The following is a 25,481-nucleotide window of genomic DNA, read 5'->3' as shown; positions in this document are numbered from 1 at the left end:
ACTTATGTCAGATAGCGAACAATCAAGGCCAAGTGTGCGGTTTGTCACCGTTGGCGAAGACTTCTCCGGCCAGCGCCTGGACAACTTCCTTAATCGCGAGTTGAAGGGGGTCCCGCGCACGCGGCTGTACAAGGCGATGCGCAAGGGAGAGATCCGGGTGAATAAGGGCAGGGTGAAGCCCGATTATCGCCTCGTCACCGGCGATAAGGTGCGAATTCCGCCTCTGCGTACCCCGGCACCAAGCGATCCGCCCACTATTCCCCGATATTGGGCGGAGCAGCTCAGCGAGCGTATCGTCTATGAAGACGGCACACTGTTGGTGGTCAACAAGCCGTCCGGGCTGGCCGTGCACGGTGGGTCGGGCCTCAATTTTGGCATGATCGAGTGTCTGCGACAGACGCGCCCGGATGACCGCTATCTGGAGTTGGTGCATCGCCTGGACAGGGATACCTCCGGCCTGATCATGGTGGCAAGAAAGCCGGCGACGTTGCGTGAGCTACATCGGCAGCTGCGCGAAGACCGGGTCGACAAACGCTATCTCGCGCTCGTGCCGGGCCAATGGCCACGAAGCCTGAAGCGGATAGAGGCGCCGCTGGAGAAGAATACGCTCAAGTCCGGTGAGCGTATGGTGCGGGTCTCCAAAGACGGCAAGCCCTCTATTACCGAGTTCAGCGTGGTAGAGCGCTTTGAACGCGCCACGCTGGTACAGGCCAAGCCCGTCACAGGGCGAACCCACCAGATTCGCGTGCATGCGCTACACGCTGGTTTTCCATTGTTGGGTGACGCCAAATACGGGTCGGAGAAGGGCGAGGCTCTCTGTCGAGAGCTCGGTCTCAAGCGCCTGTTCCTGCACGCCCATCAACTGCGCTTCAAGCTGCCCGAAGTAGGGCGTATGGACCTGCTGGCAGAGCTCGATAACGACCTAGAAGAAGCTTTAGTTAAGCTACGTAAGTAATTGTAAATGATAGTATTTGATTGGGATGGTACGCTCTCGGATTCAGTGGCGCAGATTGTTGTAGCGGTACAGCAGGCCGCCACTGGAATGGGCCTGAAGGCGCCGTCCGACGCGGCGGCGGCAAACATAATTGGCCTGGGCTTGCGTGAGGCAATGGCCAGATTGTATCCCGACATCCCGGACACTGACCTGGTGGCAATGATCCAGGCCTATTCAAGGACCTATGTTGCCAATGAGCAGGATGTTCCCGCGCTCTTCCCCGGTGCACTTGAAACTCTTCATGAACTGCGGGCGCGTGGTTACGGCCTGGGTGTTGCTACAGGTAAAAGCCGACGCGGCCTCGACCGGGTGCTGGGTAAGTTGGGTCTCGAGGGCTTTTTTGATGTTACTCGTTGCGCTGACGAAACCCGCTCCAAGCCGCATCCACTCATGCTCGAACAGATCATGGCCGAGCAGAGCGTGGCCGCTGAGCGCGTTGTGATGGTGGGCGATACTGAATACGACCTGGAAATGGCTTCCAATGCAGGCGTGGCGTCCATTGGGGTGAGCTTTGGCGTGCACAGTGTGGAACGTTTGCGTAAACACAAGCCGATTGCCGTGGTGGATGCGCTGCCGGAATTACTGGAAGCTCTTCCCGAAGACTCTTCCTGGCGATAGTCGAGCAACAGGGTGAGGGCTTCCTCTTTGAAAGCCCCTGATTTGCCGCTATCCGGGCTGTAACTCCAGTTCGCCCGCCGCGTAGGCCTCAACATATTTTCTGAATTTGCTGAACATGCGACGATTGGCCATGCGCATCAGTGGCCGCGTCAGCCACATCATATTACTGGCGAAACCGCGTACCTCCATAGCCATGTACCATTCCACACGACAAGTGCCGTCCCCCAGATCGGTGACTCGGTAGTCCTCGAGGAAACGTTCGGTGGCATCCTTGCTACACCCAATGAAGGTGAACGCCATGCGTTTCCCTGGCTCCCAGGCGATAAACTCCTCATACCCATCCATGCCACCCATCATCGACACGGTGCGGGTTGTGCCTAGACCAAACGGCTTGGGCGAGGTCCATTCAACGTGCTGTATCGGCATGGCCCATACCGTCCAGGAATGGGCGTCTTCAAACACTTCGAAGATCTGCTCAGGCGTGGCTTGAATGACTTCCTCGGCTTTGAATACATTTTTTGTCTGCTCAAGAAAGTCCAGGCCAACAGGGGTGCATTCGAAGTACTCGCTCATTTTATTTTTCCTCTGGGCAGTTCCTTTGGACGGCTACTTTGGGTAACCAGGTTGGCCACTATACGGGCCGAAGTGTGCATTAAGCGCCTGCCGAAGGCGAATGTCAGTATTCATTGCGGCCAACAGCCACTGACTGAATGATTTATTCTAGATGCCGCCCCTGTCAGTCGATGGGCCCCCTGATCTGCTCGATAATCGGTTTCCAAAAACCGGCAGGTGTTGCATAGGGCGTGTATAAGCTCAGCCGGTCAGGTGTTGAACCGTACTTTTGGGCTATGCGGGCCGCAATATTCGCCGGTTCATCGTAAATGCAGAACGCCTCGAAGAAAGTGTCGTCTATGAGGTCCGCCAATTGGTCCCATTTGCCTTCCTTGGTCAGTCGATTCGCTTCCGGCTGCAGGTCGGCGTAGCCGATCGCAGCCATCGGAGGTATATAGGCGGGTGTAGAGGCATAGAATCCAAGCAGGCCTTTGATGCTGGCTTTGGCGGCCTGCATCGCTTGCTCGTTCTCGCCGGTGGCGATCATTGCTCCCAGGGAAATGATGAAGTCCGATTCCGGCTTGTCGGTTTTAGCCAGGCCCTTGCGCAAGTTGGGCAGGGCATGTTGCTCAATGAAGGTCTGGTTGTTGAATGGGTGCATGATAATGCCATCGGCCACTTCACCCGCCACTTCGGTCATCTTTGGGCCCAGCGCGCCAAGCAGGACAGGCGGCTTGCCATAGGGGTTCTCGCCTGCGTTGAACATGGGGGTCATTAAGGTGTGCCGGGTAAACTCTCCTTCGAAATTCAGCCGTGTGCCATCCTGCCAGCAATCGAAGAATGCCTTGATTGCCAGAATGTGCTCGCGCATCCGGGCTGCCGGGCGCGAGAATTCGCAGCCGAAGCGGTTTTCAATGTGGGGTTTTATTTGCGACCCCAGGCCGAGCAGAAACTTGCCTTTACTGAACTTGTGCAGGTCCCACGCCTGGTAAGCGAGATGCGATGGATTGCGTGGAAACGCGACAGCGATGCCGGTGGCTATATCCAGTTGCGGAGCATGCTCGGAGGCGAGTAGCAGCGGGAAGAACGGGTCGGTGTTTCCCTCCAGGGTATACACACCATCGAAACCCTCAGCTCCGAGGCGTCTGGCTTCCTCGGCGGCGTTTTCCACGGTGGCATAAAAAGGCGCATCAATGCTTAACATAGCTGTACTTCCTTAATCGTTTTCAACGGCGTTGTCGTTAGCGTGGCGGTTGCATTCAAACCAGCCTGGGCTCACAACGCCTTCATAGTCGCCATGGAACCGGCAATTCACCAGGGAACGACGATATTCCGTGCGATTTGGTGTATCAAATGTGTGGGTGATATCGATTTCAGTACCGGTTATTGCGTTAACCTCGGCGCTGATCACTGCATCATTGTCGCAGGTCAGGGAGACGTGTCCCTGCACCGCCTGCTGCGGATTTTCGGCGTTGTATTCAAGCTGGAAGTCGACCTCCGTGAGGTTGCGCATTTCGCCATCAGTGCCCTTGAAATAGCCCATCTTGATGGCTGGCCACTCAGGTATCTTTACCACAGTCGCCTGCAGGCTGAAATCCTTGTTGTTGATGACCAGGAAAGACCACTCCATGTCCCAGGGTCGTGGTCCCCAGGAGTGATCGCGTTCACCGCGTACCGTGAAGGACTGCGCCAGACCATTAATACGAGCTTCGCACTGCGCCTGTATGGGTTGTTCGTAGCGATTGGTCGAATAGCCTTGTGCGCTGTGGCTCTCCACCTCGCCGGCACCTCGGGAATGTGGCGCACCCACTGCTTCAAGTTGCAGATCGACGGCAACGGGCAATACCATGCCCAGGCGTTTGCCACTGATCACCCTGGCGAAGCCGCTGACGTTCAATGTGCCGCTCAGCAAGGGGTTCTGCGGTGTGTAACTGAACTGCAGGCCCCAACCTTTGTAGCTGAATGCCTGCTCCGTGCTGTCCAGCTTGAGCTCGGACAGCGGCAGACGGCACTCCTCAATCATTAACCATTCTTCATTCTGGTAAACAAAGAGCCAGAACAGCACCCGCTGCTGCCCAGGGTGCCAGCCAATCCTGCAGTGACCTGCAAATGTGGCGTCCTCGTTGTACCAATCAAAAAAATAGGATTCGTTCCAGTCCAGGTGATCGGGACTGAACGGGTGCGTGTACTCGTCCTCGGGGGCAATGCCAAACTGACTGACGTCAAAGGATTTACTCATACTGCTGTACTCACGTCTGCAATGTTCAAAAGTTCCACAACCCCCTGGTCCGCGTCCAGCCTGATGAGATCGCCTGTAGAGATTCTGCGGGTGCCGGCACCGGTATTCACGATTGCGGGCAGGCCGTACTCACGGGCGATGACTGCACCGTGAGAGACGGAGCTGCCTATGTCTGTGATCAGACCGGCAATCAGGTTGAAGTAGGGTGTCCAGCCTACATCCGTGATGGGCGCCACAAGAATCTCTCCGGGTTGCAACGCGCTGGCCTCATCAACACTGCGAGCCACTCTGGCGATGCCCTCAACGACGCCGCGCGATACAGGCCGACCACTGATCAGGCCTTCTTGTTCTTCACTTTGTTGGCGGTTGTCGATGGGCTGTGGATAACCATAGCAGACCTCGTCGAACTGCAGCTGGTTTTGAAAACTCAGCGCCAGAGCGCGCCGTCCTGCGATATCGGCCCAGGTATTGTGATTCACAGTTTGCCTTTTCGCTTCGTCGGCCAGGGTCTTTAGCTCCGCGTGACTGAAGAAAAAAACCTGGTCACTGTCATTCAAGACACCCTCATTCACCAGCTGCTGACCCAGACGATGGTAGGCAAGGGACAATTTATGGGTCGTTAGCACCAACATGGACTTGGTCGCCTCGCGTCGCCGGATAGCGTTGTGGGCCTTGGGGAGAATCCACCGCAGTCCCGCTGACAACGTTGCAGGGTCGACTGCTTCGGCATTGGTATCTAGCTTATTGTCGCCAAGCTGCGCTTTCACGCTGGTTTGAAGGGTTTTTACCAGATCAGTCGGGGCCTGCGACCAGCTAGGCTGACGTACGCACAGTTCTCTATAGCCTCGGTGGCCGTGGCGTTCCAGGAACCCCTGGTAGGTCTTCTGGATATCCTGGGGTGCGTTTTCTGTGATCCATGCAAGCGCTGCTTCTGGCTTTGCGTTGCAGAACGATGTTGCCTGTTCTGCCGGCAGGCTAGCGATACTTCGGGCAATATCGTCGAGTTGCTCGACCAGTATCGCGCTTTCCACGCCTTTAGCTCCGGCCAGCAGTCGCGCGGCCTCAGCTTCATGCAGGGCCTTGTCGCCCGGCCCGCGCGCCAACATGGACTGCAGGATTCCGCCGGTAAAGCCTGACGTGGAAGAGGATTGCAGGTGTACACAATAGACGCGATTGAGCACGGGTATGGCGCTGTCGATGGCCTGCATGATTGCCGAACTGTCGCCGGTTGTATCAATGTCGAACTGCTCCAGGTCAGCTGACAGTGCCGCTATGGCCCGGTCGGCAGACAAAACATACCCCACTAGCCGGGCAAAACCGAGAGCGCGGATAAACAGGTTCCTGGGTTCTGGAGCCTCCAGCCCGGGTACGATGCGACCACAAATGCTTTGACCCATCGACTCCACGTCCACGCCGAGGACATTTGCCGATGCCACAGCACCGCCGGAAAGATTGATAAACATCTGGCCGTGGCTGATGGCGACCTGGGTCCAGTCATCGGTGATAGCGGGGCGCCCGGCGTAGGCAACATGCATGTGCTGCATGCCGTGTTCGATGCCGCGTCCAGTCACTGACAGCGTCAGTGGGCAGCAGGCCCCGGGCATCATTTCGCCTATGTTGCAGCGCGTGACAATATCGTCCGCAGTCAGTGAGGTGTCGTGTTCACGCAGGTCGCTGGCCAGGGTAGTGATCGGTCGTGCCTGCACCCAGTGCAAATGACCTTGGCGGTCTATCGCCCATTCCATATCCAGGGGCTGGCCGGCCAATTGCTCTGCCGTGCGCGCCTGGCTTACCAGTAGTAGTTGCTGTTCTGGAGAAAGCAGTGCGGTTTCTGCCAGCAGTTCCTGATAAACCAGTTCGCCAGACGCGTCATATTCATAGTGGTCGGGCGTGGCCTCACCGCTGACCAGAGCTTCCCCCAGCCCCTCGACGGCATCGATAACCAGGCGGTCATAACGGTTACTCACCGGGTCCACGGTGAACAATACGCCGGCTATGGCCGCATCCACCATTTTCTGCACGACGACACACATAGTGGCCGGCTCGATGTGTTGATCGTGCTGGTAGGCATCGGCCCGGTCACTGCGCAGTGACGCCGCGCATTGCTCAATGGCACTGCGCAGGTGATCTATGCCCTGCACATCCAGAATCGTTTCATACAGTCCCGCGAAGGACGCATGCTCGCCATCCTCGCCAAGAGCCGAGGACCGCACGGCGACCTTGCCTGCACCTAATTGCTCGTAAAACTGCAGCAGAGTCTCCCGCGGTACCGATTCGTTAACCGCGAGGATGACAAAGCCATCAGGGCAGGGTAGCTGCCAGTCCATGAGTTGTTTCAAGCCGTGCGCTTTGCCGCCCGCAGCTTGATTCCTCAGGTCGCTCAGCCAGATAAACTGGTCGCTCTGACTCCTCGCCGCGTCCATTCTGGTCATGACTCAATCTTTTTCATTGGTGACTATACGATCGGATAGTGTGTAAACTATACGATCGCATAGTGTCGAGAGTGGGTCAAGGTGGTTGCTATGAGGACCGAGGTTATGAAGAGCGATATCAGTAGCAGGCGCACGGCAATTCTTGAGGCTGCGGCGCAACTGTTCGGCCAGGTGGGCTTTGAGGGGACGTCGATGAAGGCGGTGGCCAGTGCTGCGGGTGAAAAAAAGACGCTGGTGCAATATCACTTTCGCTACAAGCAGCAGTTGTGGGAGGAAACGGTGAGCTACGTCTGGCAGCAGCGCAATGATGCCTTGCCGACATTTCTAACGCTGGCACCAGACGACCTCTCCGCTCGGGAGACAATGGAAGACCTGTGTCGGTACATTCTCAAATTCACTTTCGCCAATCCGACCTGGGTGAAAATAATGTTCCAGGAGGCATCAACGCCGGGGCCGAGGCTGGACTGGATGGTGGAGCGATTTTTCAACAGTGATTTCGCTGAAGGCAAGGGGGTGGTGGAACTGGCGCAGGCTCGCGGGGTATTGCCCGATGTGGATCCACTGCATCTGCTGTATACGCTGTCCGGCGCGCTGGTGTATCTGGTAAACGTCGCGCCTATTATTGAGCGGGTGACGGGGCAGGAAGCTGCCAGTGATGAGTTTATCGAGCAGTATGTAGCGACGTTGCTACAGATACTGACAGGAACGAGCACTGTTTGAGTGATTCTGCCGGGATACCAAAAATGGAAAACCGGCAAATCCAGCGAAATACCTACTCAGCGCGACCTTGAGCGAAGACCTAACCAGGTTAACCACGCTATGCCGCCCAGCAGTGCTAAAGCGATCAAACCCGCAATCATCGGGTAGGCGATGGCCGCGATAATGATGTTGCCGGCAGGCGACGTAATGAGTTTCATTTGACTCACCATGGCATCCAGCGCTTCAGACCAGACTGGTCCCTGTCGATTCTCTAGCAGCTGATCGCGCAGTTGCTCGACCTTGTCAGAGACGAGCAATTCCCCGGCAAGATTGTTGGTTTCAATGGGATCGTTCCAGAGATCAAACAGCATTTCTGCCAGCGTGTTGTTGTCCTCGTCAAACCACCGCGTGTAGCGATATTGATGGTCCCTGACGGATTCACCATTCAGCCATCTTGATATGCTCGCAGTTTTATCTGTGCGCTCGGTTAGAGACGGATTTTCGAGCAAGGGGCGCAATGTTTTACCATCGAGATGATCGGGTAGCTGCAGCCCCGCAAGGTCGACGAGGGTCGGGTATACATCGAGCAGATCTGTGACCGCCGATACACTTGCAGAACCCGAGAGACGAGGGTCCGCAATAATTAAGGGCGTTCTCAGTGCAGGCTCAAACAGCGCGTGTTTCGTCCACATTTGATAGTGACCCAGCATAAAACCATGATCACCCATCACGACCACAATCGTTTGGTTTGCTGCGTCCGATTCTTGCAGCGCCAGTAGAACGCGTCCCACCTGCGCATCAGCATAACGTGCGGCGGCATGGTAAGCGGCGACGATATCCGCTGCTTCTGCTGCGTCAGGTTCACCGAATAGAGGTAGCGCGTCATATTGCATGCGCAATTCAAGTGAAGGGTGTCCGGCGAATTCGAGCGGGACGTTGGTGTCGGTCTGGCCCCAGGTAGGGGGTAGGGAATCAACTGAACTTTCTTCGACCCAGTAGCGATCTGGCGCGTTGAACGGAAGGTGTGGTTTACGAAAGCCGACCGCGAGAAAGAAGGGTTCATCCCTTTTTGCGAGTCGCTGTAGATCTGCAATAGCCTTGCTGGCTACCTGGCCATCCGGGTACGCATCATCCTCGACAGCGAGTTTTTCAGCATAGGGAAATCGATTCGAGGTGAAGGGTTCCAGATATGCCGCCTGCAGGTGTTCACCTCGATGGTCAGGTTTCTTACCATGCCATTGTGACTCAGGGCTCCAGACGGGTTCTGACCAGCTGTCTTGTGAGTCAGCAATCACATCAAAAATTTTGCCACTTGCGGCAGTGTGCCAGCCCTGCTCGCGGAAAAAGGCGGGCAGTGAGGGGGTGCCGGGCGCGTCCTGATCCAATTGAGAATCGAAGGTCAAAAAACGTGTCGACGTCGGGGCAAGGCCACTCATCATCGATGCCCTGGAGGCACCGCAGACCGGTACATTGGCATAATTGTTGTTGAAGCTGATGCCTCTCTGGGCAAGCGCCTCCAGTGATGGCAAGCTGACTGGGCCGCCAAAGCTCGTTCCAACCGGCGCAAGGTCGTCAACAATAATCATGAGGACGTTGGGGCGCTGGTCGGATGCTGAGCAAGTCATTGCAAGCAACCCAAGGAAGCACAAGCTGATTGCGTTCGTAGTGAGTGTTTTCGAATTCATCCCCAAGAATTTACACTGTTACTTGCGGTGTCTCCAGTTGGAAGGGTTTTTGGGTGAAGGTTAAGAGGGCTATCCATGTTTGATGTGTTTGCAGCCACGCCGGAGGATATGGGCCCGGGTGAAATCGGCGCTCATGCCGCCAGGGCAGAAGCAATGGGCTTTGACGGACTCCAGGTGCCCGACGCTATCCATGATGGCCTGTTGTTGTCGGCTATGGCGTTGGACGCCACTTCTCAGTTGATTGTGGGCACGGGGGTTCTGGTGGCGTTTCCGCGCAGTCCGATGACCGTCGCAATCGCCAGTTGGGATTTACAGAAAATGTCGGGCGGGAGGTTTGAGCTGGGTCTGGGGACTCAGGTCAAACAGAATATCGAACAGCGCTATTCGGCCCACTGGGGCTCTCCCGTTCCGCAGCTGCGCGAATATGTCCAATCGCTCAAAGCGATCTTTCACAGTTTTCAAACAGGAGAAAAGCTCAACTTTGAAGGAGAGCATTACTGCTTCACCAGGCTGCAGCCCTTTTTCAATCCCGGTCCGATAGCTGACCCCGATATCCCCATACTGTGTGGCGCAGTCGGTCCTGCCATGACGCGAATGGTCGCCCGAATTGCCGATGGCATGATTACCCATCCTACAAATACGCCGCCGGAGTATATTCGCGAGGTGTGTTTGCCCAGATTGGCAGGCGGCTTCGAACAGGCTGGGCGCACAGCGGAGGACTTCAAACTAATTCTTGGGCCATTGACGGCGACAGGTAAGAGCGAAGAGCTTGTGGCGGCGCAGTGGGAGAGGCAGCGCAAGTTGCTCGGTTTTCTTTATTCAACGCCCGCTTATTGGCCAAGCCTGGAGCTGTTTGGTTGGCAGGAAAAGGGGCAGCAGCTTCTGGATATGACGCGCTCTGGAAACTGGCAAGAGATGCCGAACATTATTACCGATGACATGCTGGAAAAGTTCGTGCCTCGAGGAACCTATGACGACATAGCGCGTGTGTACCGCGAACGTTATGAGGGCCTGTGCCGTCGCATTACCTTTCCGATGCCGGAGAACCCTGACGACGATCATCTTGCTGCAGCGGCGATAGCGCGCCTGAAAGCGTGCATTTAAGTCCTGCGGTTCAATAAATATTTAGATACAATAGAAGGACCTACAGCATCGCGCTGGATTTTTATCTACTGTATGAATTATGACCAATCAGGACACCAGAAAGGCCAAGCTCGAGTTCAATAAGCTGCAGAAACGTCTGCGGAGGAACGCGGGTAAGGCCATTGCCGATTACAACATGATCGAAGAGGGCGACAAGGTCATGGTGTGCCTGTCCGGCGGCAAGGATTCCTACGCCATGCTGGACATTCTCATGAGCTTGAGGGCGTCTGCACCGGTCAATTTTGAGTTGGTGGCTGTCAATCTGGACCAGAAGCAGCCAGGCTTTCCAGAGGAGGTGCTGCCCGCGTATCTCGACGGCCTGGATGTTTCCTACTATATCCTCGAAAAAGATACGTACAGCATCGTCAAAGAGGTAGTGCCTGAGGGCAAAACCACTTGTGGCCTGTGCTCACGCCTGCGCCGCGGCAGCCTGTACGGCTTCGCCCAGGATATCGGCGCGACCAAGATTGCCCTGGGCCATCACCGGGACGATATCGTCGAGACCCTGTTCCTGAATATGTTCTTTGGCGGCAGCCTCAAGGCCATGCCGCCGAAGTTGTTGTCCGACGACAAGAAGAACGTGGTGATTCGCCCAATGGCCTACTGCAAAGAGAAAGATCTCGCTGCTTTTGCCCGCTACAAGGAATTCCCGATTATCCCCTGCAATCTCTGCGGGTCGCAGGAGAACCTTCAGCGCCAGCATATCAAGCAGATGCTTCTCGACTGGGAAAGAGCCTACCCCGGGCGCACCGAAACCATCTTCAGCAGTATTCGCAATGTTGCCCCTTCGCAGCTTGCCGATGCTGATCTCTTCGATTTCAGCAACCTGCGTGCTGAGCAGATCGACACTGAACTGCACATCCCCGTCGTCAATGTGGTGAACCTCTGACCGACGCTGCTCCCAGCGCGCCGCTACTGACGGCTGAATCACTCTCCCTCGAACGGGGAGGGCGTCAGCTGTTCCGTGATTTGTCTTTTGTTATCGAAGCCGGGCAGCTTGTGCAGATTGAGGGCGCCAATGGAGCCGGCAAAACGAGTTTATTGCGTATTCTGGCCGGCTTGTCGCGGTACGGTTTTGAGGGCGAGGTGACACGTCACGCACCCATGTTGTACCTGGGGCATCAGTCCGGCGTCAAAGGCATGCTGACACCGCGAGAAAATCTGGCCTGGCATGTGTCGGGTGAAGGTACTTTCAGCCGTGGCGCAATAGATGAAGCGCTGGAGAAGGTCGGCTTGTTTGGCTACGAAGATGTGCCCAGTAACGCCTTGTCAGCGGGGCAGCACAGGCGTGTGAATCTCGCGCGCCTGTACTTGTCCACCAGCCCTCTGTGGCTGCTCGACGAGCCCTTCACTGCCATCGATGTTGGCGGTGTGGCCGAGCTTGAAGCGCTTAAGGTAGCGCACGTGAAGAGCGGTGGTGCAATCGTGCTCACCTCGCACCAGGCCCTGAATACCGACCACCCGGTCCATCGGCTGTCGCTGACTGAGGGGCTGCTCGTATGAGCGCGCCCGGCGCTTTAGCGTTCTGCGGCAGGCTGTTGCGCCGCCAGCTGGTACTCGCTGTGCGGCGGCCAATAGAGATCGTCAATCCACTGCTGTTCTTCGCCATGGTCGTAGCGCTGTTCCCGCTGGGGCTGGGGCCTGCACCGGATGCGTTGGCAGAATTCGCACCCGGAATGCTGTGGATTATTGCGCTGCTCTCGAGTTTGCTCACTTCCGACACCGTATTCCGCAGCGACTTTGATGACGGCAGTCTCGAACAGCTGCTCTTGTCGCCACAGCCGCTGTATTTTTCAGTGCTCGCCTATGTCGGCGCACACTGGCTGATTACGGGGGTGCTTCTCGCTCTGGTGTCTCCGGTGTTTGCCCTGATGCTGGGCCTCCCGGGACAGGCGATTGTTGCGCTTGTGATCAGCTTGCTGCTGGGAACTGCGGTTCTGAGCCTGGTGGGCGGTATCGGCGCCGCCTTGACCGTCGGGCTCAAGCGGGGCGGGATGCTGATTTCACTGCTTATTCTTCCGCTATACATGCCTGTGCTGATTTTTGGCAGCGCCGCAGTTCAGGCAGCGGTAATCGGTGCGCCGGCTGGCCCTTACCTGGCTATTCTCGGTGCCATGCTTTCACTTGCTATTGCCCTGGCGCCTGTCGCTATGTCTGCTGGGCTGAGGATTAGTATCGATGCCTGATAATGTCGTGATCAAAATCAACCTGGCACGCGAGTTACAGTTGTTCGCTTGCCGGGCGACTGTATAATCAGCGCCGCTATGTGGACCTTCTTTCATAAACTCGGATCCCCCCCCTGGTTGTACGGCATTTCCGGCAGCATCCTGCGCTATTTGCTGCCGCTTACGCTTCTGGCCCTCGCGGTGGGCATGACCTGGGGCATCTTCTTTACCGACCCCGATTTTCGCCAGGGCAACAGTTACCGCATCATCTACATACACGTACCCGCTGCTGTTGTGGCGCTGGCGGGTTACTACGTGATGGCGATCGCGGGCGGGGTCAGCCTGATCTGGAAAATGAAAATGGCGGATGTCGCCATGCGGGCCTGCGCCCCGATTGGGGCTGCGCTGACGTTCGTTGCCCTTGTGACTGGGGCGATCTGGGGCAAGCCTACCTGGGGCACCTGGTGGGTATGGGATGCACGTATCACCTCGATGCTCATACTGTTTTTCCTCTACCTCGGGGTCGTGGCGTTGTATGAGGCCTACGACAACAAAGAGGCCGCGGGCAAGGCCTGCGCAGTCCTCAGCTTGGTTGGAACCGTTAATATCCCCATCATCTATAAGTCGGTGGACTGGTGGTACAGCCTGCACCAGCCGGCTTCGATCAAGTTTACCGGTGAATCCTCGATTGATCCGAGTATGCTGTATCCGTTGCTGTTGATGATCGCGGCGTTCTACGCCTTGTTTACCTGCCTGATGCTGATGAATATGCGCGCGGAAATTCTCGAGCGCGAATCTCGTACCAAGTGGGTGCGCAAACTCGCAGAGGAGGGCAGTTAGTGTATTTTGATAATTTTGCCCATGTACTGCATATGGATGGCCATGGCGTCTATGTCTGGGCCGCCTACGGCATCACATTGGCAGTCATTGTCCTGATGCTCGTGCTGCCCCGACGCAGGGCGAAGCAGCAATTGCGCCAGGTGGCCGGGGAACTTCGTCGCCAGCAAGCCACTCAAAAGCTTAAAGAGGAACGCTGATGCATCCTGTTCGCAAGCAACGCCTTATCCTGGTGCTGTTTATTGTCCTGTTCTCCAGTGCTGCGATTGGCTTGGTGGCTTATGCCTTGCGGGGCAATATCAACCTGTTTTTCCCGCCGGCAGAGGTCGCTGCAGGCAAGGCGCCTATCGGTCAGCCAATTCGCATCGGCGGTATGGTTAAGGAAGGCAGTGTGCGCCGCAGTGACGACAGCCTCGAGGTCTACTTTGTAATCACCGATTTCAGTGCCGAAGTGCCGGTGACCTACGAGGGTATCCTGCCGGACCTTTTCGGCGAGGGGCAGGGCGCGGTGGCATCCGGCAAGCTCGCTGCTAACGGCGTGCTCAGTGCCACCGAGGTGCTCGCCAAGCACGATGAAAATTATATGCCGCCAGAGGTGGCGGACGCGCTTGAAAAATCCGGCTACGACCATGAGGGCGTGAAACAGTGATTCCCGAATTAGGGCACTTTGCCCAGATTATCGGCCTGGCGATGGCTATCGCCCTGACACTCATTCCTGCCTGGGGCGCCTGGCGCGGCAACCGGGCCGCTATGCAGTTGGGCCCTGGTCTGGCCAGTGGTATGACAGTGCTTGTATTGCTGTCGTTCGTCTGTCTCAGCATCTCTTTTGTGCAGGACGATTTCTCCGTTGCCCTGGTGGCTAACAACAGCAACACACTGTTGCCGATGGTTTACAAGCTTTGTGCGGTATTCGGTAATCATGAGGGCTCAATGCTCTTGTGGAGCCTGATTCTGTGCCTGTGGACCCTGGCAGTCGCTGTATTCAGTCCGTCACTGCCGTTGATTTTTCAGGTACGTGTATTGTCTGTGATGGGCAGTGTGGCGGTTGGCTTCCTGTCGTTCTCGCTGTTCACATCCAATCCGTTTGCGCGCTTGCTGCCGGGTATTCCTGCGGAAGGCAGTGATCTCAACCCACTGCTGCAAGACCCGGGCATGATTATTCATCCGCCATTGTTGTATATCGGCTATGCAGGTTTCTCGGTGGCTTTTGCATTCGCCATCGCAGCGTTGCTGGGCGGTCGGCTGGACGCAGCCTGGGCGCGCTGGTCGCGGCCCTGGACCAATGTGGCCTGGGCCTTTCTGAGCCTGGGGATCATGTTGGGCAGCTGGTGGGCCTATTACGAGCTTGGCTGGGGTGGCTGGTGGTTCTGGGATCCCGTAGAGAACGCGTCCTTTATGCCCTGGTTGGCAGGCACGGCCCTGATCCATTCACTGGCAGTGACAGAGAAGCGCGGCCTGTTCAAAAGCTGGACGGTATTGCTGGCGATCTTTGCGTTTTCCCTGAGTTTGTTGGGCACGTTCCTGGTTCGGTCCGGCGTAATCACCTCGGTGCATGCGTTCGCCAACGATCCTGAGCGCGGCGTCTTTATCCTGGTGTTCCTGGCGATCGTGGTCGGCGGCTCGCTGACACTTTACGCCCTGCGTGCTCCAGCAGTGGCGAGCCGCGTCGGTTTCTCGTGGATTTCGCGCGAGTCACTGTTGTTGCTCAATAATGTCGTGTTCCTTGTGGCGACGCTCACAGTCCTGTTCGGCACGCTGTTCCCGTTACTCATGGACGCACTGGGTGGTGGCAAATACTCCGTGGGCCCGCCGTATTTTAATGCCGTGTTCGTGCCGCTGATGGCTCTGCTGGTGCCCTTCATGGGTATTGGCCCGCTGTCACGCTGGAAGAAAGATACGACTTCGCGTTGGCGTCAGGAATTGCTGTTGCCGCTCAGTGCTGCAGTCATTTGCGCTGTGACCCTGCCGCTGGTGCATGGCGAATACAACCTGTGGGTTGCGCTGGCCGTGTTGCTGGCCGGCTGGCTGGTCTTCGGCCTGGCGCGCGATCTCTGGAACCGGATTAACACCGCGAGTGATTTCAAGCGCGGTGTACGGCGGCTGCCCGCGAGTTATTGGGGCATGGTCGTTGCGCATCTGGGCTTTGCCGCCTGCATCGTCGGCGTGGTTGCGACCAGTCAATACAGCATCGAGCGCGACCTGAAAATGAAACCGGGTGAGACGGAAGAGCTTGCGGGTTATGAATTCCGTTTCGTTGAGGTGGCTCCGGTGCGGGGCCCCAATTTTGTCGCCGATGAGGCTCGCTTTGAGGTCGTTCGTGCCGGTGAATTTGTGGCGAATCTGGCGCCGCAGAAACGCCGCTATCTGGCGGGCGGGTCAATCATGACCGAGGCGGCAATAGCCCCGGGCCTGTTCCGCGATCTCTATGTGGCCATGGGAGAACCCATTGGCAATGACGGCTCCTGGGCGGTGCGCCTGCACTACAAGCCCATGGTTCGCTGGATGTGGCTCGGCGCCATACTGATGGCGGTCGGAGGGTTCTGTACCGTCGCCGACAAGCGCTATCGCAGCCAGCGTCGGTCAGTGACCGCTGGTGTTAAGGGGGCGGAGTATGCCGGCTAGGCTGAAGCTTTTTCTGCCGCTGATTCTATTTGTGGTGTTGGCGGGATTCCTGATGCGCGGTTTGCAACTGGACCCGACGGCGTTACCCTCGGCGCTGATCGATCAACCTCTGCCGGCGTTTTCCCTGACCGTTCTCGGTAGCGAGAAAGCCATAGCTCGCGAGGGAGTCATCGGCGAGGTCGCCCTGTTCAATGTCTGGGCCACCTGGTGTGTCTCCTGCCGGGTTGAGCACCCCTATCTCAATAAATTGAGCGAAGCGGGTGTGCCTATCTACGGCATCAACTACAAGGATGATGACGCCGCAGCTGTCCAATGGCTGGAGAAGTTGGGCGACCCCTATGTTTTGAGCATTGCTGATCGCGATGGCGACCTCGGTCTCGATCTGGGTGTTTATGGCGCGCCAGAAACCTACCTGGTGGATGCACAGGGTGTGGTTCGCTATCGTCACGCGGGCGTTGTGGATGAGCGCGTTTGGACCACCATACTGGAGCCTATCTATCGTGAGCTCGGCGGAGAAGGAGGCCCAGGATGATGCGAATACTTGCCATGTTGTTGTTACTGGGGTCGGTTGCTGCCCAGGCTGTGATCGAAACGTATGAGTTCAGTAGTCCTGAACTTGAGGAGCGCTACCAGCAACTCAGCGCAGAGTTGCGCTGTCCGACCTGCCAGAACCAGACTATCGCCGATTCCAATTCGCTCATTTCTCAGGATCTGCGCAAGCTCTTATACGAGCAGCTGGAGGCAGGGAAATCCGACGATGAAATTCTCGCCTACCTGGTAGAGCGCTATGGGGAATTTGTGCGCTACCGACCCGATTATGACGGCGCTACCCGCATTTTATGGCTGGCCCCGGTTGGCTTGTTGTTGCTGGGTGTGCTGATTGTGTTTTTTGTGATGCGCGGCAGGCGACCTGAAGCGGCTGGCGAAGAAAATGTACTCGACACGGCCCAGCAGGAACGTCTGGATGAACTATTAAAGCAGGCGGAGCAGGATAAATGACCTTGTTTTTACTCGGCTGCCTGGGCCTGGTTTTGTTCTCCGGCGTGTTTTACCTGCGCCCGAGACGCGGCGGCAGCGACCTCGGCCTGGAGCAGGCAAACCTCGAAGCATTTCGTATGCGTCAGCAGGAGCTGGCGGACGAGGGCGCGGACGAGCTTGCCGAGGACGCACGGCTGCGGCTACTCGAAGACGATCTGACGGTGACTGGCGGTGCATCCGCACCTGAAACCGCGGGCAGTTTTCCCAGTTGGGCGCTGTTTCTTGGCGTCGCTGTATTCAGTGTCTTCGTCTATGTCAAATTGGGCGCGATTGAGGATGTGCAGATCAGCGAGCAATTGCGCGAGCTAGGTGATGACAGCACCCCAGAGCAGATGCAGGCGCTGATTTACAGTGTGGAGCAGCGCGCTGCAGCTCGTCCGGATAACCTTCATTACACAGCCTTGCTGGGGCGCTACTACATGGGGCAACAGGACTACGCCGAGGCGGCGAAGGTCTATGACGCGCTGTCTGAAGCTGCGCCTCAAGACGCCCAGGCGCTGGCCTACGCAGCACAAGCACGCTACCTTGCCGCCAATCGAGACCTCGACGACGACGCACGGATACGTGCCGAGAGTGCTCTGGCGATCGACCCCCATAATCGCACCGCGCTGGGTTTGCTGGGGATGGCTTCCTACGAGCAGGGCAAGTATCGCGCCGCGGTAGAGTACTGGCAGCGCTTGATCGCTGCCGAGCCGCCTGGATCGGAAACCGCTCGAATGATTGGAGGGATTATCGACCAGGCAAGAGCCAAGCTCGGTGAGACCGCCCCCGCAGAGCCCCAGGTGGCCGAAGTTAACGGTGCTGGCGTGACTGTGAGTGTCGCTGCACCCGACGGAGCGAATATAGCCCCGGGGGACACGGTGTTCATTTTGGCACGCAATTCAGAGTCCGATAGTCGTATGCCCATTGCGGTACAGCGACTGCGTGGCGATCAGTTACCGCTGCAGCTGCGGTTGGACGACAGTAACTCCATGGCCGGGCAGAAGCTCTCAGAGACGGCATCTGTGCTGGTGCTGGTGCAGGTGTCGCCGAGTGGCCAGCCTGGTGAAGCCAACGCCAGCTGGGTGGGGCAGGCCGGCCCGATAGCACCCACAGAAGCCAGTGAAACCGTCCACATCACCCTCGTCCCTCGCGCCTGAACACTCGCTAAATTTCTGCCTTTTTGCGCTGAGGGCATAGTGTTGTACTTTCAAAGCCTATACACTACATCTTGTGTTTCCGGAGAGGGGTGATTTTTCCTCAATTCTCCGAAAAATCTATAAAAAACAGCAAGATAGGGCGGGCATTTAAAGTTCCATGAGACTCAAGTCGATTAAGCTGGCGGGGTTCAAGTCCTTTGTCGATCCGACGACAGTGAACTTCCCCGGCAATATGTGCGCTGTCGTAGGCCCCAATGGCTGCGGAAAATCCAATGTAATCGACGCCGTGCGCTGGGTGATGGGCGAAAGCTCTGCCAAAAACCTGCGCGGTGAGTCTATGGCCGACGTGATATTTAATGGCTCGGTCAATCGCCAGCCAGTCGGGCAGGCCTCCATCGAACTGGTGTTCGACAACAGCGATGGCGGTGTAGGTGGCGAGTACGCCAGTTACGCTGAAATTTCCATCAAACGGCAGGTCAGCCGCGAAGGCCAGTCCGAGTATTTCCTCAACGGAACGAAATGCCGCCGTCGCGACATCACCGATATCTTCCTGGGTACTGGCCTGGGTGCACGCAGTTACGCCATTATTGAGCAGGGCATGATTTCGCGCTTGATCGAATCCAAGCCCGAAGAGCTGCGCGTCTTTATCGAGGAAGCTGCGGGCATTTCCAAGTACAAGGAACGCCGCAAGGAAACCGAGAGCCGCATGCGCCGGACGCTTGAGAATCTCGAGCGCCTCACCGATCTCCGAGAAGAATTGGAGCGACAGCTGTCCCACTTGCAGCGCCAGGCCGCAGCCGCAGAGAAGTACGCTGACTATAAAGAGGAAGAGCGCAGCTACAAAGCACAGCTGCAGGCCCTGCAGTGGCAAGAACTCGACGGCCAGTTGCGAGAAATCAACCAGGCGGTAGGCGAACTGGAGGTCAAGCTCGAATCAGTCCACGCCGAGCACCAACAGGTAGACACTTCCATCGAGCAATTCCGGGTGGAACACACAGACCGCACCGACGCTTTCAACAAAGTACAGGGCACCTACTACGCTCTCGGCTCCGAGGTCGCTCGCATCGAGCAAACCATCAAACACCAGCAGGAGCGCAGTCGTCAGTTACAGGACGATCTGCAGCAGACCTCCGACAGTTTGCGTCAGGCGGAGAGCCACCTCGGCGAAGATCGCGATAAGTTGGTGATGTGGGACGAGGAGCTCGAGACCCTGTCTCCTGAACTCGAGATGTTGCAGGAAGTCGAGGAGGCTTCTGCAGAAGCGTTGGTGCAGGCAGAAGAGGCCATGCATACCTGGCAGAATAAATGGGATGAGTTTAACCACACTGCCGCCGCGCCTCGCCAGCAGGCTGAGGTACAGCAATCTCGCATCCAGCACCTGGAGCAGGTTTTGCAGCGGCTACAGGATCGTACCCGTCAGCTGGAGCAGGAAAAAGAGGCCCTGGCCCCGGGGCCTGCTGATGATGATATCGGCACCCTGGGTGAACAGCTCGCTGAAATAGAGCTGGTCATGGCTGAGCACGAAAACAGCAGCGACACTGTGGTCGAGCAGATTACGTCCACCCGCCAGCGCAGTGGTGATCTCTCCGGCCAGCTAAACGAAATCCGCTCCAGTTTGCAGCAGCTTCGTGGTCGCCAGGCCTCGTTGGAAGCATTGCAACAGGCGGCCATGGATGATGGCAGCACCGGCGTAGGCGAATGGCTCAAAGCACAGCAGGTGGCTGACAAGCCTCGCCTGCTTGAGCAACTGCAGGTTGACGACGGCTGGCAGCTCGCGGTGGAGACAGTGCTTGGTGATTACCTGCAGGCCGTCTGTGTAGACGACCTCGGCACTCTGGGTACCATGCTGGGCACGCTTGAACAGGGCCAGTTGGCACTTGTAGAAAGTGGTGGCGAGATCGCCGCCGGCGAAGATGACCTGCTGACCAAGGTTCGCAGCAGCGGAGCGGCATCTTCATTGCTCGCGGGGGTCAAGGTCGCTGAAGATCTTGGCCAGGCTATGGCCCGGCGCGCATCGCTGGCACCGCACGAGTCCATTATTACTCGCGACGGCCTGTGGCTGGGCGCCAATTGGTTGCGTGTCACTCGTCTCAGCGACCAGCAAGGCGGTGTCATTCAGCGCCAACAGGAACTCGAAGAGCTGGAGCAGAGCATCGCCGAAGCTGAAGAGCGCGAAGAACAGATGCAGGCGGAACTGCAGCGCTGCCAGGAAGACCAGAAGCGCTATGAAGAACAGCGCGAGAACAGCCAACGCGAACTGCAGGCAGCTACCCGTCAGCACGCTGAATTAGGCTCGCAGCTCTCAGCGATGCAAGCCAAGGTGGAGCAGATTACAGCCCGCCGCGAGCGTTTGAATGCCGACATTGATGAGGCGCGGGAACAATTTCAGGGCGAACAGGAATCAATCGCGGAAGCACGCCAGTTGCTCTCGGAGGCGATCGAGAGCATGGACTCCGATTCTCAGCGTCGTGAAGATTTGCTGTCGGTGCGCGATGAAACTCGCGGCACTCTGGATTCCTGCCGCCAGAGTGCACGCCACGATAAGGACGCGTCCCACCAGGCTGCCATGCGTCACCAATCCCTGCGCACCCAGGTCGATTCGATGCGAGAGTCAATTGATCGCGCCAATCGTCAGGTAGCACAGCTGCGCGAGCGCCGCGATCAATTGCAGCAGAGCATGCAGGAAACAGATAACCCGCTGGACGAACTGCAGCAGCAGTTGGAGGCCCAGCTGGAGCTGCGCCTCACCTCAGAAGGCGAGCTCACCGAGGCGCGCCAAAGCGTTTCTGAAGTGGAGCACAAACTGCGCGAAGCGGAGCAGCAGCGTGCCAGTATCGAGCATCGCGCCGAAACCGTGCGTAGCCAGCTAGAGCAGCAACGCCTGAGCAACCAGAGTCTGCAGGTGCAGCGTGAGAATGTTCACCAGCAGCTGCGCGACGCCGAGCAGGATCTCGAGAAGGTGTTGGAGACGATGCCGGAAGACGCCACCCAGGATGCATGGCAGCGCGAGCTGGAACGCATCGCTAACCGTATTACTCGTCTCGGCCCCATCAACCTCGCTGCTATTGATGAATACAATCTGCAGTCTGAGCGCAAAAATTACCTGGATGCCCAGAACGAGGACCTGGAGACGGCCCTCAATACACTGGAAAATGCGATTCGCAAAATCGACAAGGAAACCCGCAACCGTTTCCAGGAAACGTTCGACACCGTCAACAATGGCTTGCAGGACCTGTTCCCCCGCGTGTTTGGCGGCGGCAGTGCCTATCTTGAAATGACTGGCGACGATCTGTTGAACACGGGTATCTCGATCATGGCGCGGCCTCCGGGCAAGAAGAACAGCACCATTCACCTGCTGTCCGGTGGTGAGAAGGCACTCACGGCCATCGCCCTGGTGTTCTCCATCTTCCAGCTGAACCCGGCGCCGTTCTGTATGTTGGATGAGGTTGATGCACCGCTGGATGACGCCAACACCGCGCGCTATGCACGAATGGTGAAAGAGATGTCCGAGAAATTGCAGTTTATCTACATCACCCACAACAAGATCTCCATGGAACAGGCAGATCAGTTGATGGGTGTGACCATGCATGAACCCGGTGTTTCCCGCCTGGTGACTGTGGACGTTGAAGAAGCAGCAGAACTGGCAGCGAGCTGATAGAGAGCTGATAGAGCATGGCGATAACGGAACTAACCATTAGGGACTGGATGGTCATCATTGGCGTATTGCTGATCGTGGCAGTGCTGCTGGACGCCTGGCGCAGAGTGCGCAGCGAACGCTACTCCCGGGTGCAGATGGATCTGGCCGAGCCGGAAGAGGATGAGAGCGATGGCCGCGATGAGGAATTGGCCTGGCTGAAGGAGTTGCCCAATGGTGGCGCTCGTGTGGTCGAGCGCGGTGATCTGCTGCGAGCCGCAGGACGGCGCGCTGCGACACCGGAGCGCGAGCCGGCAGCTGCCACACCTGAACCAAAACGCCATCCTGAATCGGACTCTGAACCTGAGCTAGAACCTGTTTTACAGGCGGCCGAAACCGAATCAGAGGAGCCTGGCGAGCCGCCCGTCGACGATGTGACGCTGATGGCTGGTATGAGTGCAGATGAACCGCTTGCGGAACCTGAGAATGTTGACTGGCTGGATGACATAGGTGCCAGCGATCCAGTGGCCGCGACACCGACAGAGGAAGAGCCCGGAGTCCTGCCGCGCGACGTGGATCCGGAAGTCTTCATGCTCAACGTTGTTGCCCGGGATGCCCGCGGTTTCCGCGGAGAGGATATCCTGCACATATTGCTAGCCTGTGATCTGCGCTTTGGCGATATGAATTTTTTCCATCGCCACGAATTGGAAGCAGGGCGGGGCGCAATCCAGTTCAGCGTCGCCAACATGATGCAGCCGGGTGTGTTCGATATCGACAACATGTCTGACTTCAATACGCCGGGTCTTGTGTTTTTCCTGACCCTGCCGGGGCCGGAAGACATGATGAAGGCATTCGACTATATGTTGGAAACCGCTCAGGCCGTCTCTCGCAATCTCGGCGGTGATGTGCTGGACGAATCGCGCAGTGTCCTGACCAAGCAGGCGATCGATCACTGCCGACAGCAAATTCGTGACCTGGAGCGGCGCATGCTCGCCAGGGCGCACTAGTCCCAGTGACAAGCGAAGCATTACGAGCGGAGCTGGAACAGCTGCGCACGCAGCTGCACGACTGGAATCACCGTTATTACGTGCTGGACGATCCCAGCGTTCCCGATGTGGAGTACGATCGTTGTTTGCGGCGTCTGCAGGAGATCGAAGCAGACCAGCCCGACTGGATCACGCCCGACTCTCCCTCGCAGCGGGTCGGCGACAAACCTCTGGATCACTTTTCCCAGGTAGCCCATGAAGTGCCCATGCTGTCGCTGGACAACGCCTTCGATGCCGACGAGCTCATCGACTTTGAACGCCGTTGCCTGGATCGTCTGGGGCAGGACGTCGCGCCGCTAAAGTACAGTTGCGAGCCGAAGCTCGACGGCATCGCGGTGAGCCTACTTTACCGCGACGGACTGTTGGTGAGAGGTGCCACCCGAGGCGATGGCCGTACCGGGGAAGATATCACGCTCAATGTGCGCACTATTGGCTCGATACCGCTGCGTCTGCTGGGTGAAGATTACCCAGCAGTGCTAGAGGTTCGCGGGGAAATATATATGCCCAGAGCTGGCTTTGAGCAATTCAATGAGCGAGCTCGAAGCAAGGGCGAAAAACCCTTCGTGAATCCGCGCAATGCCGCCGCAGGCAGTCTGCGCCAGCTGGATGCGCGTCTCACCGCAACCCGACCGTTGGAAATGTGCTGCTACGGGGTGGGTCTGGTAGAGGGAGGCGAATTACCCGATGAACACGCCGCTATCCTTGATCGCCTTGGCAGTTGGGGGCTGCGCACAAACGCAGAAACGACAGTGGTCGAGGGCATCGCCGCCTGCGAGCGCTACTACGATCAACTCGCGCTGAAGCGTGACGGGCTGGCCTACGACATCGATGGCATCGTCTATAAAGTTAATCGCCTCGATCTGCAGCAGAAGCTGGGCTTTGTCTCGCGCGCACCGCGCTGGGCCATAGCGCGTAAGTTCCCCGCCCAGGAAGAAATGACCACGCTGGTCGACGTTGAGTTCCAGGTTGGGCGCACCGGAGCGATTACACCGGTCGCCCGGCTAGAGCCCGTCTTCGTTGGTGGTGTCACCGTCAGTAATGCCACCCTGCACAATCAGGACGAAATTGAACGGCTTGGAGCCATGGTGGGTGATACCGTGGTCATCAGGCGCGCTGGCGACGTGATTCCCAAGGTCGTGTCTGTTGTGGCGGACAGGCGCCCGGTAGATGCAAGCGAAATTGTATTTCCAACCGCTTGTCCGGTGTGTGGCTCCGCCGTAGAGCGGGAGCAGGACGAGGCCGTCGTGCGCTGTATGGGCGGGCTGGTCTGCGCAGCACAACAAAAGGCGGCCATTCGCCATTTTGCGTCTCGTCGGGCCATGGACGTCGACGGCCTCGGTGACAAATTGGTCGACCAGATGGTCGACGAAGAGCTGCTGGAAAATGTCGCGGGCCTCTACCATCTCAGTCGCGATCAGTTGGTGGCGCTGGAGCGCATGGGCGAGAAATCAGCTGACAAGCTGTTGCTGGCCCTGGAAAAAAGCAAGGAAACTACGTTACCCCGGTTTATTTTTGCCCTGGGTATTCGCGAGGTCGGCGAGGCAACTGCCCTCAGTCTGGCGAATCACTTCGGCACCTGGGATGCTCTGGTCGCAGCTTCAGAAGAAGCGCTGCTTGCCGTGGACGATGTCGGCCCGGTAGTGGCAGATCATCTGCGTCAGTTTTTCGATTCACAGGACAGTATGGCAGTCGCGTCTGCGCTGATGGATGCGGGGGTCCACTGGCCGGTGATCGAGGTAGTAGCTGCCCACGACCTGCCATTGGCCGGACAGACCTGGGTCGTCACCGGCAAGCTTGAAGCGGTCGGGCGCAACGAGGCAAAGAATTTGCTGCAGTCGCTGGGCGCCAAGGTTGCCGGTAGTGTGTCTGCCAAAACTCACTGCGTTGTAGCAGGCCCGGGTGCCGGCTCCAAGCTCACCAAGGCGACCGAACTCGGCATAGACGTGATCGACGAGGACGCTTTCCTTACTTTCCTGACCGGCCACGGGGTTGCTCCATGACTCGTCTTGTACTGATTCTCTCACTGATGATGTTGGGAGCCTGCGCTACCAGCCCGCCGTCTAACCCGGCGAATCTTTGCGATATATTTCGCGAGAAGAAAGGCTGGTATGAAGACGCTGCGGATGCGCGCAAGGCGTGGGGCAGTCCGATCTCGGTCATGATGGCGATCATGCATCAGGAGTCGCGTTTCGTTGCCAAGGCCAAGCCGCCGAGGAAGAAGATTTTTGGCTTCATTCCTGGCCCACGACCGTCAGATGCCTACGGCTACAGTCAGGCCAAAAAGGGCACATGGAAAGACTACAAGCGCAGTTCCGGGAACTACGGCGCGGATAGGGACGACTTTGCCGACGCGATAGACTTCATCGGTTGGTACAACCATCAGTCCAATCGGCGCAACGGTATCGCCAAATCCGATCCCTATCGTCTCTATCTCGCTTACCACGAGGGGCACGGTGGCTACAGCCGCGGTAGCTATCGCAGTAAGGACTGGTTGCAGGGCGTCGCCCGTAAAGTACAGAGCAAAGCCAATACCTACGGTGGCCAACTGAGGTCTTGTGAGGAGGATCTCAAGGACAGTGGCTGGTTCTTTGGTTGGTTCTAAATAACCCTGAAATAAAAGGGGTTAAATCTCTCGTCT

23 protein-coding genes are annotated in these 25,481 nt (G+C 57.4%); 18 read left to right on the top strand and 5 right to left on the bottom strand.

Going from position 1 to position 25,481, the window contains the following annotated elements; all coding sequences use genetic code 11:
- Positions 1-4: 4 nt before the first annotated feature.
- On the top strand, positions 5-955 hold the full coding sequence (rluC, locus tag EY643_RS10730; RefSeq protein ID WP_152662205.1) for a 23S rRNA pseudouridine(955/2504/2580) synthase RluC: 951 nt from the start codon (positions 5-7) through the stop codon (positions 953-955).
- Positions 956-961: 6 nt separating this feature from the next.
- Entirely contained in the window at positions 962-1,612 is a 651-nt protein-coding gene (locus EY643_RS10725) for an HAD-IA family hydrolase (protein ID WP_152662204.1), read from the top strand.
- A gap of 48 nt (positions 1,613-1,660) precedes the next feature.
- Here EY643_RS10725 and EY643_RS10720 read toward each other — a convergent pair whose 3' ends face one another.
- From EY643_RS10720 to EY643_RS10705, 4 genes are all read right to left on the bottom strand, one after another.
- Positions 1,661-2,185, bottom strand: coding sequence for an SRPBCC family protein (locus EY643_RS10720; RefSeq protein ID WP_152662203.1), 525 nt, complete (start codon positions 2,183-2,185; stop codon positions 1,661-1,663).
- 163 nt (positions 2,186-2,348) lie between these two features.
- A complete protein-coding gene (locus tag EY643_RS10715) occupies positions 2,349-3,368 on the bottom strand; it encodes a TIGR03617 family F420-dependent LLM class oxidoreductase (RefSeq protein ID WP_152662202.1) in 1,020 nt (339 codons plus the stop codon).
- A gap of 12 nt (positions 3,369-3,380) precedes the next feature.
- Positions 3,381-4,403, bottom strand: coding sequence for a hypothetical protein (locus EY643_RS10710; protein WP_152662201.1), 1,023 nt, complete (start codon positions 4,401-4,403; stop codon positions 3,381-3,383).
- Positions 4,400-6,835, bottom strand: coding sequence for a PEP/pyruvate-binding domain-containing protein (locus EY643_RS10705; RefSeq protein WP_152662200.1), 2,436 nt, complete (start codon positions 6,833-6,835; stop codon positions 4,400-4,402). The genes EY643_RS10710 and EY643_RS10705 overlap by 4 nt, the downstream gene beginning before the upstream one ends.
- 105 nt (positions 6,836-6,940) lie before the next feature.
- Between EY643_RS10705 and EY643_RS10700 the strand changes: the two genes are divergently transcribed.
- The gene (locus tag EY643_RS10700; protein ID WP_170287359.1) at positions 6,941-7,555 is read left to right on the top strand and encodes a TetR/AcrR family transcriptional regulator; all 615 of its coding nucleotides are present in this window, start codon (positions 6,941-6,943) and stop codon (positions 7,553-7,555) included.
- A 56-nt stretch (positions 7,556-7,611) separates the two neighbouring features.
- Here the strand turns inward: EY643_RS10700 and EY643_RS10695 are convergent, their stop codons facing one another.
- Complete coding sequence (locus EY643_RS10695) at positions 7,612-9,159, bottom strand: sulfatase (RefSeq protein WP_170287358.1); 1,548 nt, start codon at positions 9,157-9,159, stop codon at positions 7,612-7,614.
- 135 nt (positions 9,160-9,294) lie between these two features.
- Here EY643_RS10695 and EY643_RS10690 point away from each other — a divergent pair, with 135 nt between their 5' ends.
- The 15 genes from EY643_RS10690 to EY643_RS10620 all read left to right on the top strand — a co-directional run bounded on the left by EY643_RS10690 (position 9,295) and on the right by EY643_RS10620 (position 25,445).
- Positions 9,295-10,323 carry a TIGR03617 family F420-dependent LLM class oxidoreductase gene (locus EY643_RS10690; RefSeq protein WP_152662197.1) on the top strand — a complete coding sequence of 343 codons (1,029 nt, stop codon included), beginning with the start codon at positions 9,295-9,297 and terminating at the stop codon, positions 10,321-10,323.
- Positions 10,324-10,402: 79 nt separating this feature from the next.
- Positions 10,403-11,251: a tRNA 2-thiocytidine(32) synthetase TtcA gene (ttcA, locus tag EY643_RS10685; RefSeq protein WP_152662196.1), complete on the top strand. Its 849-nt coding sequence runs from the start codon at positions 10,403-10,405 to the stop codon at positions 11,249-11,251.
- Entirely contained in the window at positions 11,248-11,865 is a 618-nt protein-coding gene (gene ccmA / locus EY643_RS10680; protein WP_152662195.1) for a cytochrome c biogenesis heme-transporting ATPase CcmA, read from the top strand. The genes ttcA and ccmA overlap by 4 nt, the downstream gene beginning before the upstream one ends.
- Positions 11,862-12,548, top strand: a complete 687-nt coding sequence (gene ccmB, locus EY643_RS10675) for a heme exporter protein CcmB (RefSeq protein ID WP_152662194.1) — start codon at positions 11,862-11,864, stop codon at positions 12,546-12,548. The genes ccmA and ccmB overlap by 4 nt, the downstream gene beginning before the upstream one ends.
- A gap of 78 nt (positions 12,549-12,626) precedes the next feature.
- Complete coding sequence (locus EY643_RS10670; RefSeq protein WP_152662193.1) at positions 12,627-13,367, top strand: heme ABC transporter permease; 741 nt, start codon at positions 12,627-12,629, stop codon at positions 13,365-13,367.
- The gene (gene ccmD / locus EY643_RS10665) at positions 13,367-13,564 is read left to right on the top strand and encodes a heme exporter protein CcmD (RefSeq protein ID WP_152662192.1); all 198 of its coding nucleotides are present in this window, start codon (positions 13,367-13,369) and stop codon (positions 13,562-13,564) included. Before EY643_RS10670 ends, ccmD begins: the two co-directional genes overlap by 1 nt.
- On the top strand, positions 13,564-14,013 hold the full coding sequence (gene ccmE / locus EY643_RS10660) for a cytochrome c maturation protein CcmE (RefSeq protein WP_152662191.1): 450 nt from the start codon (positions 13,564-13,566) through the stop codon (positions 14,011-14,013). The genes ccmD and ccmE overlap by 1 nt, the downstream gene beginning before the upstream one ends.
- Positions 14,010-15,986, top strand: a complete 1,977-nt coding sequence (locus EY643_RS10655) for a heme lyase CcmF/NrfE family subunit (protein ID WP_152662190.1) — start codon at positions 14,010-14,012, stop codon at positions 15,984-15,986. The genes ccmE and EY643_RS10655 overlap by 4 nt, the downstream gene beginning before the upstream one ends.
- Positions 15,976-16,518, top strand: a complete 543-nt coding sequence (locus EY643_RS10650) for a DsbE family thiol:disulfide interchange protein (RefSeq protein WP_152662189.1) — start codon at positions 15,976-15,978, stop codon at positions 16,516-16,518. The genes EY643_RS10655 and EY643_RS10650 overlap by 11 nt, the downstream gene beginning before the upstream one ends.
- Positions 16,515-16,985 carry a cytochrome c-type biogenesis protein gene (locus tag EY643_RS10645; RefSeq protein ID WP_152662188.1) on the top strand — a complete coding sequence of 157 codons (471 nt, stop codon included), beginning with the start codon at positions 16,515-16,517 and terminating at the stop codon, positions 16,983-16,985. Before EY643_RS10650 ends, EY643_RS10645 begins: the two co-directional genes overlap by 4 nt.
- The gene (locus tag EY643_RS10640; RefSeq protein ID WP_152662187.1) at positions 16,982-18,163 is read left to right on the top strand and encodes a tetratricopeptide repeat protein; all 1,182 of its coding nucleotides are present in this window, start codon (positions 16,982-16,984) and stop codon (positions 18,161-18,163) included. The genes EY643_RS10645 and EY643_RS10640 overlap by 4 nt, the downstream gene beginning before the upstream one ends.
- Positions 18,164-18,320: 157 nt before the next feature.
- Positions 18,321-21,818: a chromosome segregation protein SMC gene (gene smc, locus EY643_RS10635; protein ID WP_152662186.1), complete on the top strand. Its 3,498-nt coding sequence runs from the start codon at positions 18,321-18,323 to the stop codon at positions 21,816-21,818.
- Between the two features lie 17 nt (positions 21,819-21,835).
- Positions 21,836-22,804: a cell division protein ZipA gene (zipA, locus tag EY643_RS10630; protein WP_152662185.1), complete on the top strand. Its 969-nt coding sequence runs from the start codon at positions 21,836-21,838 to the stop codon at positions 22,802-22,804.
- A gap of 5 nt (positions 22,805-22,809) precedes the next feature.
- Complete coding sequence (gene ligA / locus EY643_RS10625; RefSeq protein ID WP_152662184.1) at positions 22,810-24,843, top strand: NAD-dependent DNA ligase LigA; 2,034 nt, start codon at positions 22,810-22,812, stop codon at positions 24,841-24,843.
- Positions 24,840-25,445, top strand: coding sequence for a transglycosylase SLT domain-containing protein (locus EY643_RS10620; RefSeq protein ID WP_152662183.1), 606 nt, complete (start codon positions 24,840-24,842; stop codon positions 25,443-25,445). The genes ligA and EY643_RS10620 overlap by 4 nt, the downstream gene beginning before the upstream one ends.
- Positions 25,446-25,481 lie beyond the last annotated feature (36 nt).

This window comes from Halioglobus maricola, assembly GCF_009388985.1.
GTDB classification, from domain to species: Bacteria; Pseudomonadota; Gammaproteobacteria; order Pseudomonadales; family Halieaceae; genus Halioglobus; species Halioglobus maricola.
Note: the sequence above shows the minus strand (reverse complement) of the source record. Positions and strands in the feature narration are given on the sequence as shown.

What these genes read in the sequence shown, in the direction of transcription:
- rluC (WP_152662205.1), top strand. Translation starts at nt 5, where the DNA reads ATGTCAGATAGCGAACAATCAAGGCCAAGTGTGCGGTTTGTCACCGTT.
- EY643_RS10725 (WP_152662204.1), top strand. Translation starts at nt 962, where the DNA reads ATGATAGTATTTGATTGGGATGGTACGCTCTCGGATTCAGTGGCGCAG.
- EY643_RS10720 (WP_152662203.1), bottom strand. Translation starts at nt 2,185, where the DNA reads ATGAGCGAGTACTTCGAATGCACCCCTGTTGGCCTGGACTTTCTTGAG.
- EY643_RS10715 (WP_152662202.1), bottom strand. Translation starts at nt 3,368, where the DNA reads ATGTTAAGCATTGATGCGCCTTTTTATGCCACCGTGGAAAACGCCGCC.
- EY643_RS10710 (WP_152662201.1), bottom strand. Translation starts at nt 4,403, where the DNA reads ATGAGTAAATCCTTTGACGTCAGTCAGTTTGGCATTGCCCCCGAGGAC.
- EY643_RS10705 (WP_152662200.1), bottom strand. Translation starts at nt 6,835, where the DNA reads ATGACCAGAATGGACGCGGCGAGGAGTCAGAGCGACCAGTTTATCTGG.
- EY643_RS10700 (WP_170287359.1), top strand. Translation starts at nt 6,941, where the DNA reads ATGAAGAGCGATATCAGTAGCAGGCGCACGGCAATTCTTGAGGCTGCG.
- EY643_RS10695 (WP_170287358.1), bottom strand. Translation starts at nt 9,159, where the DNA reads ATGACTTGCTCAGCATCCGACCAGCGCCCCAACGTCCTCATGATTATT.
- EY643_RS10690 (WP_152662197.1), top strand. Translation starts at nt 9,295, where the DNA reads ATGTTTGATGTGTTTGCAGCCACGCCGGAGGATATGGGCCCGGGTGAA.
- ttcA (WP_152662196.1), top strand. Translation starts at nt 10,403, where the DNA reads ATGACCAATCAGGACACCAGAAAGGCCAAGCTCGAGTTCAATAAGCTG.
- ccmB (WP_152662194.1), top strand. Translation starts at nt 11,862, where the DNA reads ATGAGCGCGCCCGGCGCTTTAGCGTTCTGCGGCAGGCTGTTGCGCCGC.
- EY643_RS10670 (WP_152662193.1), top strand. Translation starts at nt 12,627, where the DNA reads ATGTGGACCTTCTTTCATAAACTCGGATCCCCCCCCTGGTTGTACGGC.
- ccmE (WP_152662191.1), top strand. Translation starts at nt 13,564, where the DNA reads ATGCATCCTGTTCGCAAGCAACGCCTTATCCTGGTGCTGTTTATTGTC.
- EY643_RS10650 (WP_152662189.1), top strand. Translation starts at nt 15,976, where the DNA reads ATGCCGGCTAGGCTGAAGCTTTTTCTGCCGCTGATTCTATTTGTGGTG.
- EY643_RS10645 (WP_152662188.1), top strand. Translation starts at nt 16,515, where the DNA reads ATGATGCGAATACTTGCCATGTTGTTGTTACTGGGGTCGGTTGCTGCC.
- EY643_RS10640 (WP_152662187.1), top strand. Translation starts at nt 16,982, where the DNA reads ATGACCTTGTTTTTACTCGGCTGCCTGGGCCTGGTTTTGTTCTCCGGC.
- smc (WP_152662186.1), top strand. Translation starts at nt 18,321, where the DNA reads ATGAGACTCAAGTCGATTAAGCTGGCGGGGTTCAAGTCCTTTGTCGAT.
- zipA (WP_152662185.1), top strand. Translation starts at nt 21,836, where the DNA reads ATGGCGATAACGGAACTAACCATTAGGGACTGGATGGTCATCATTGGC.
- EY643_RS10620 (WP_152662183.1), top strand. Translation starts at nt 24,840, where the DNA reads ATGACTCGTCTTGTACTGATTCTCTCACTGATGATGTTGGGAGCCTGC.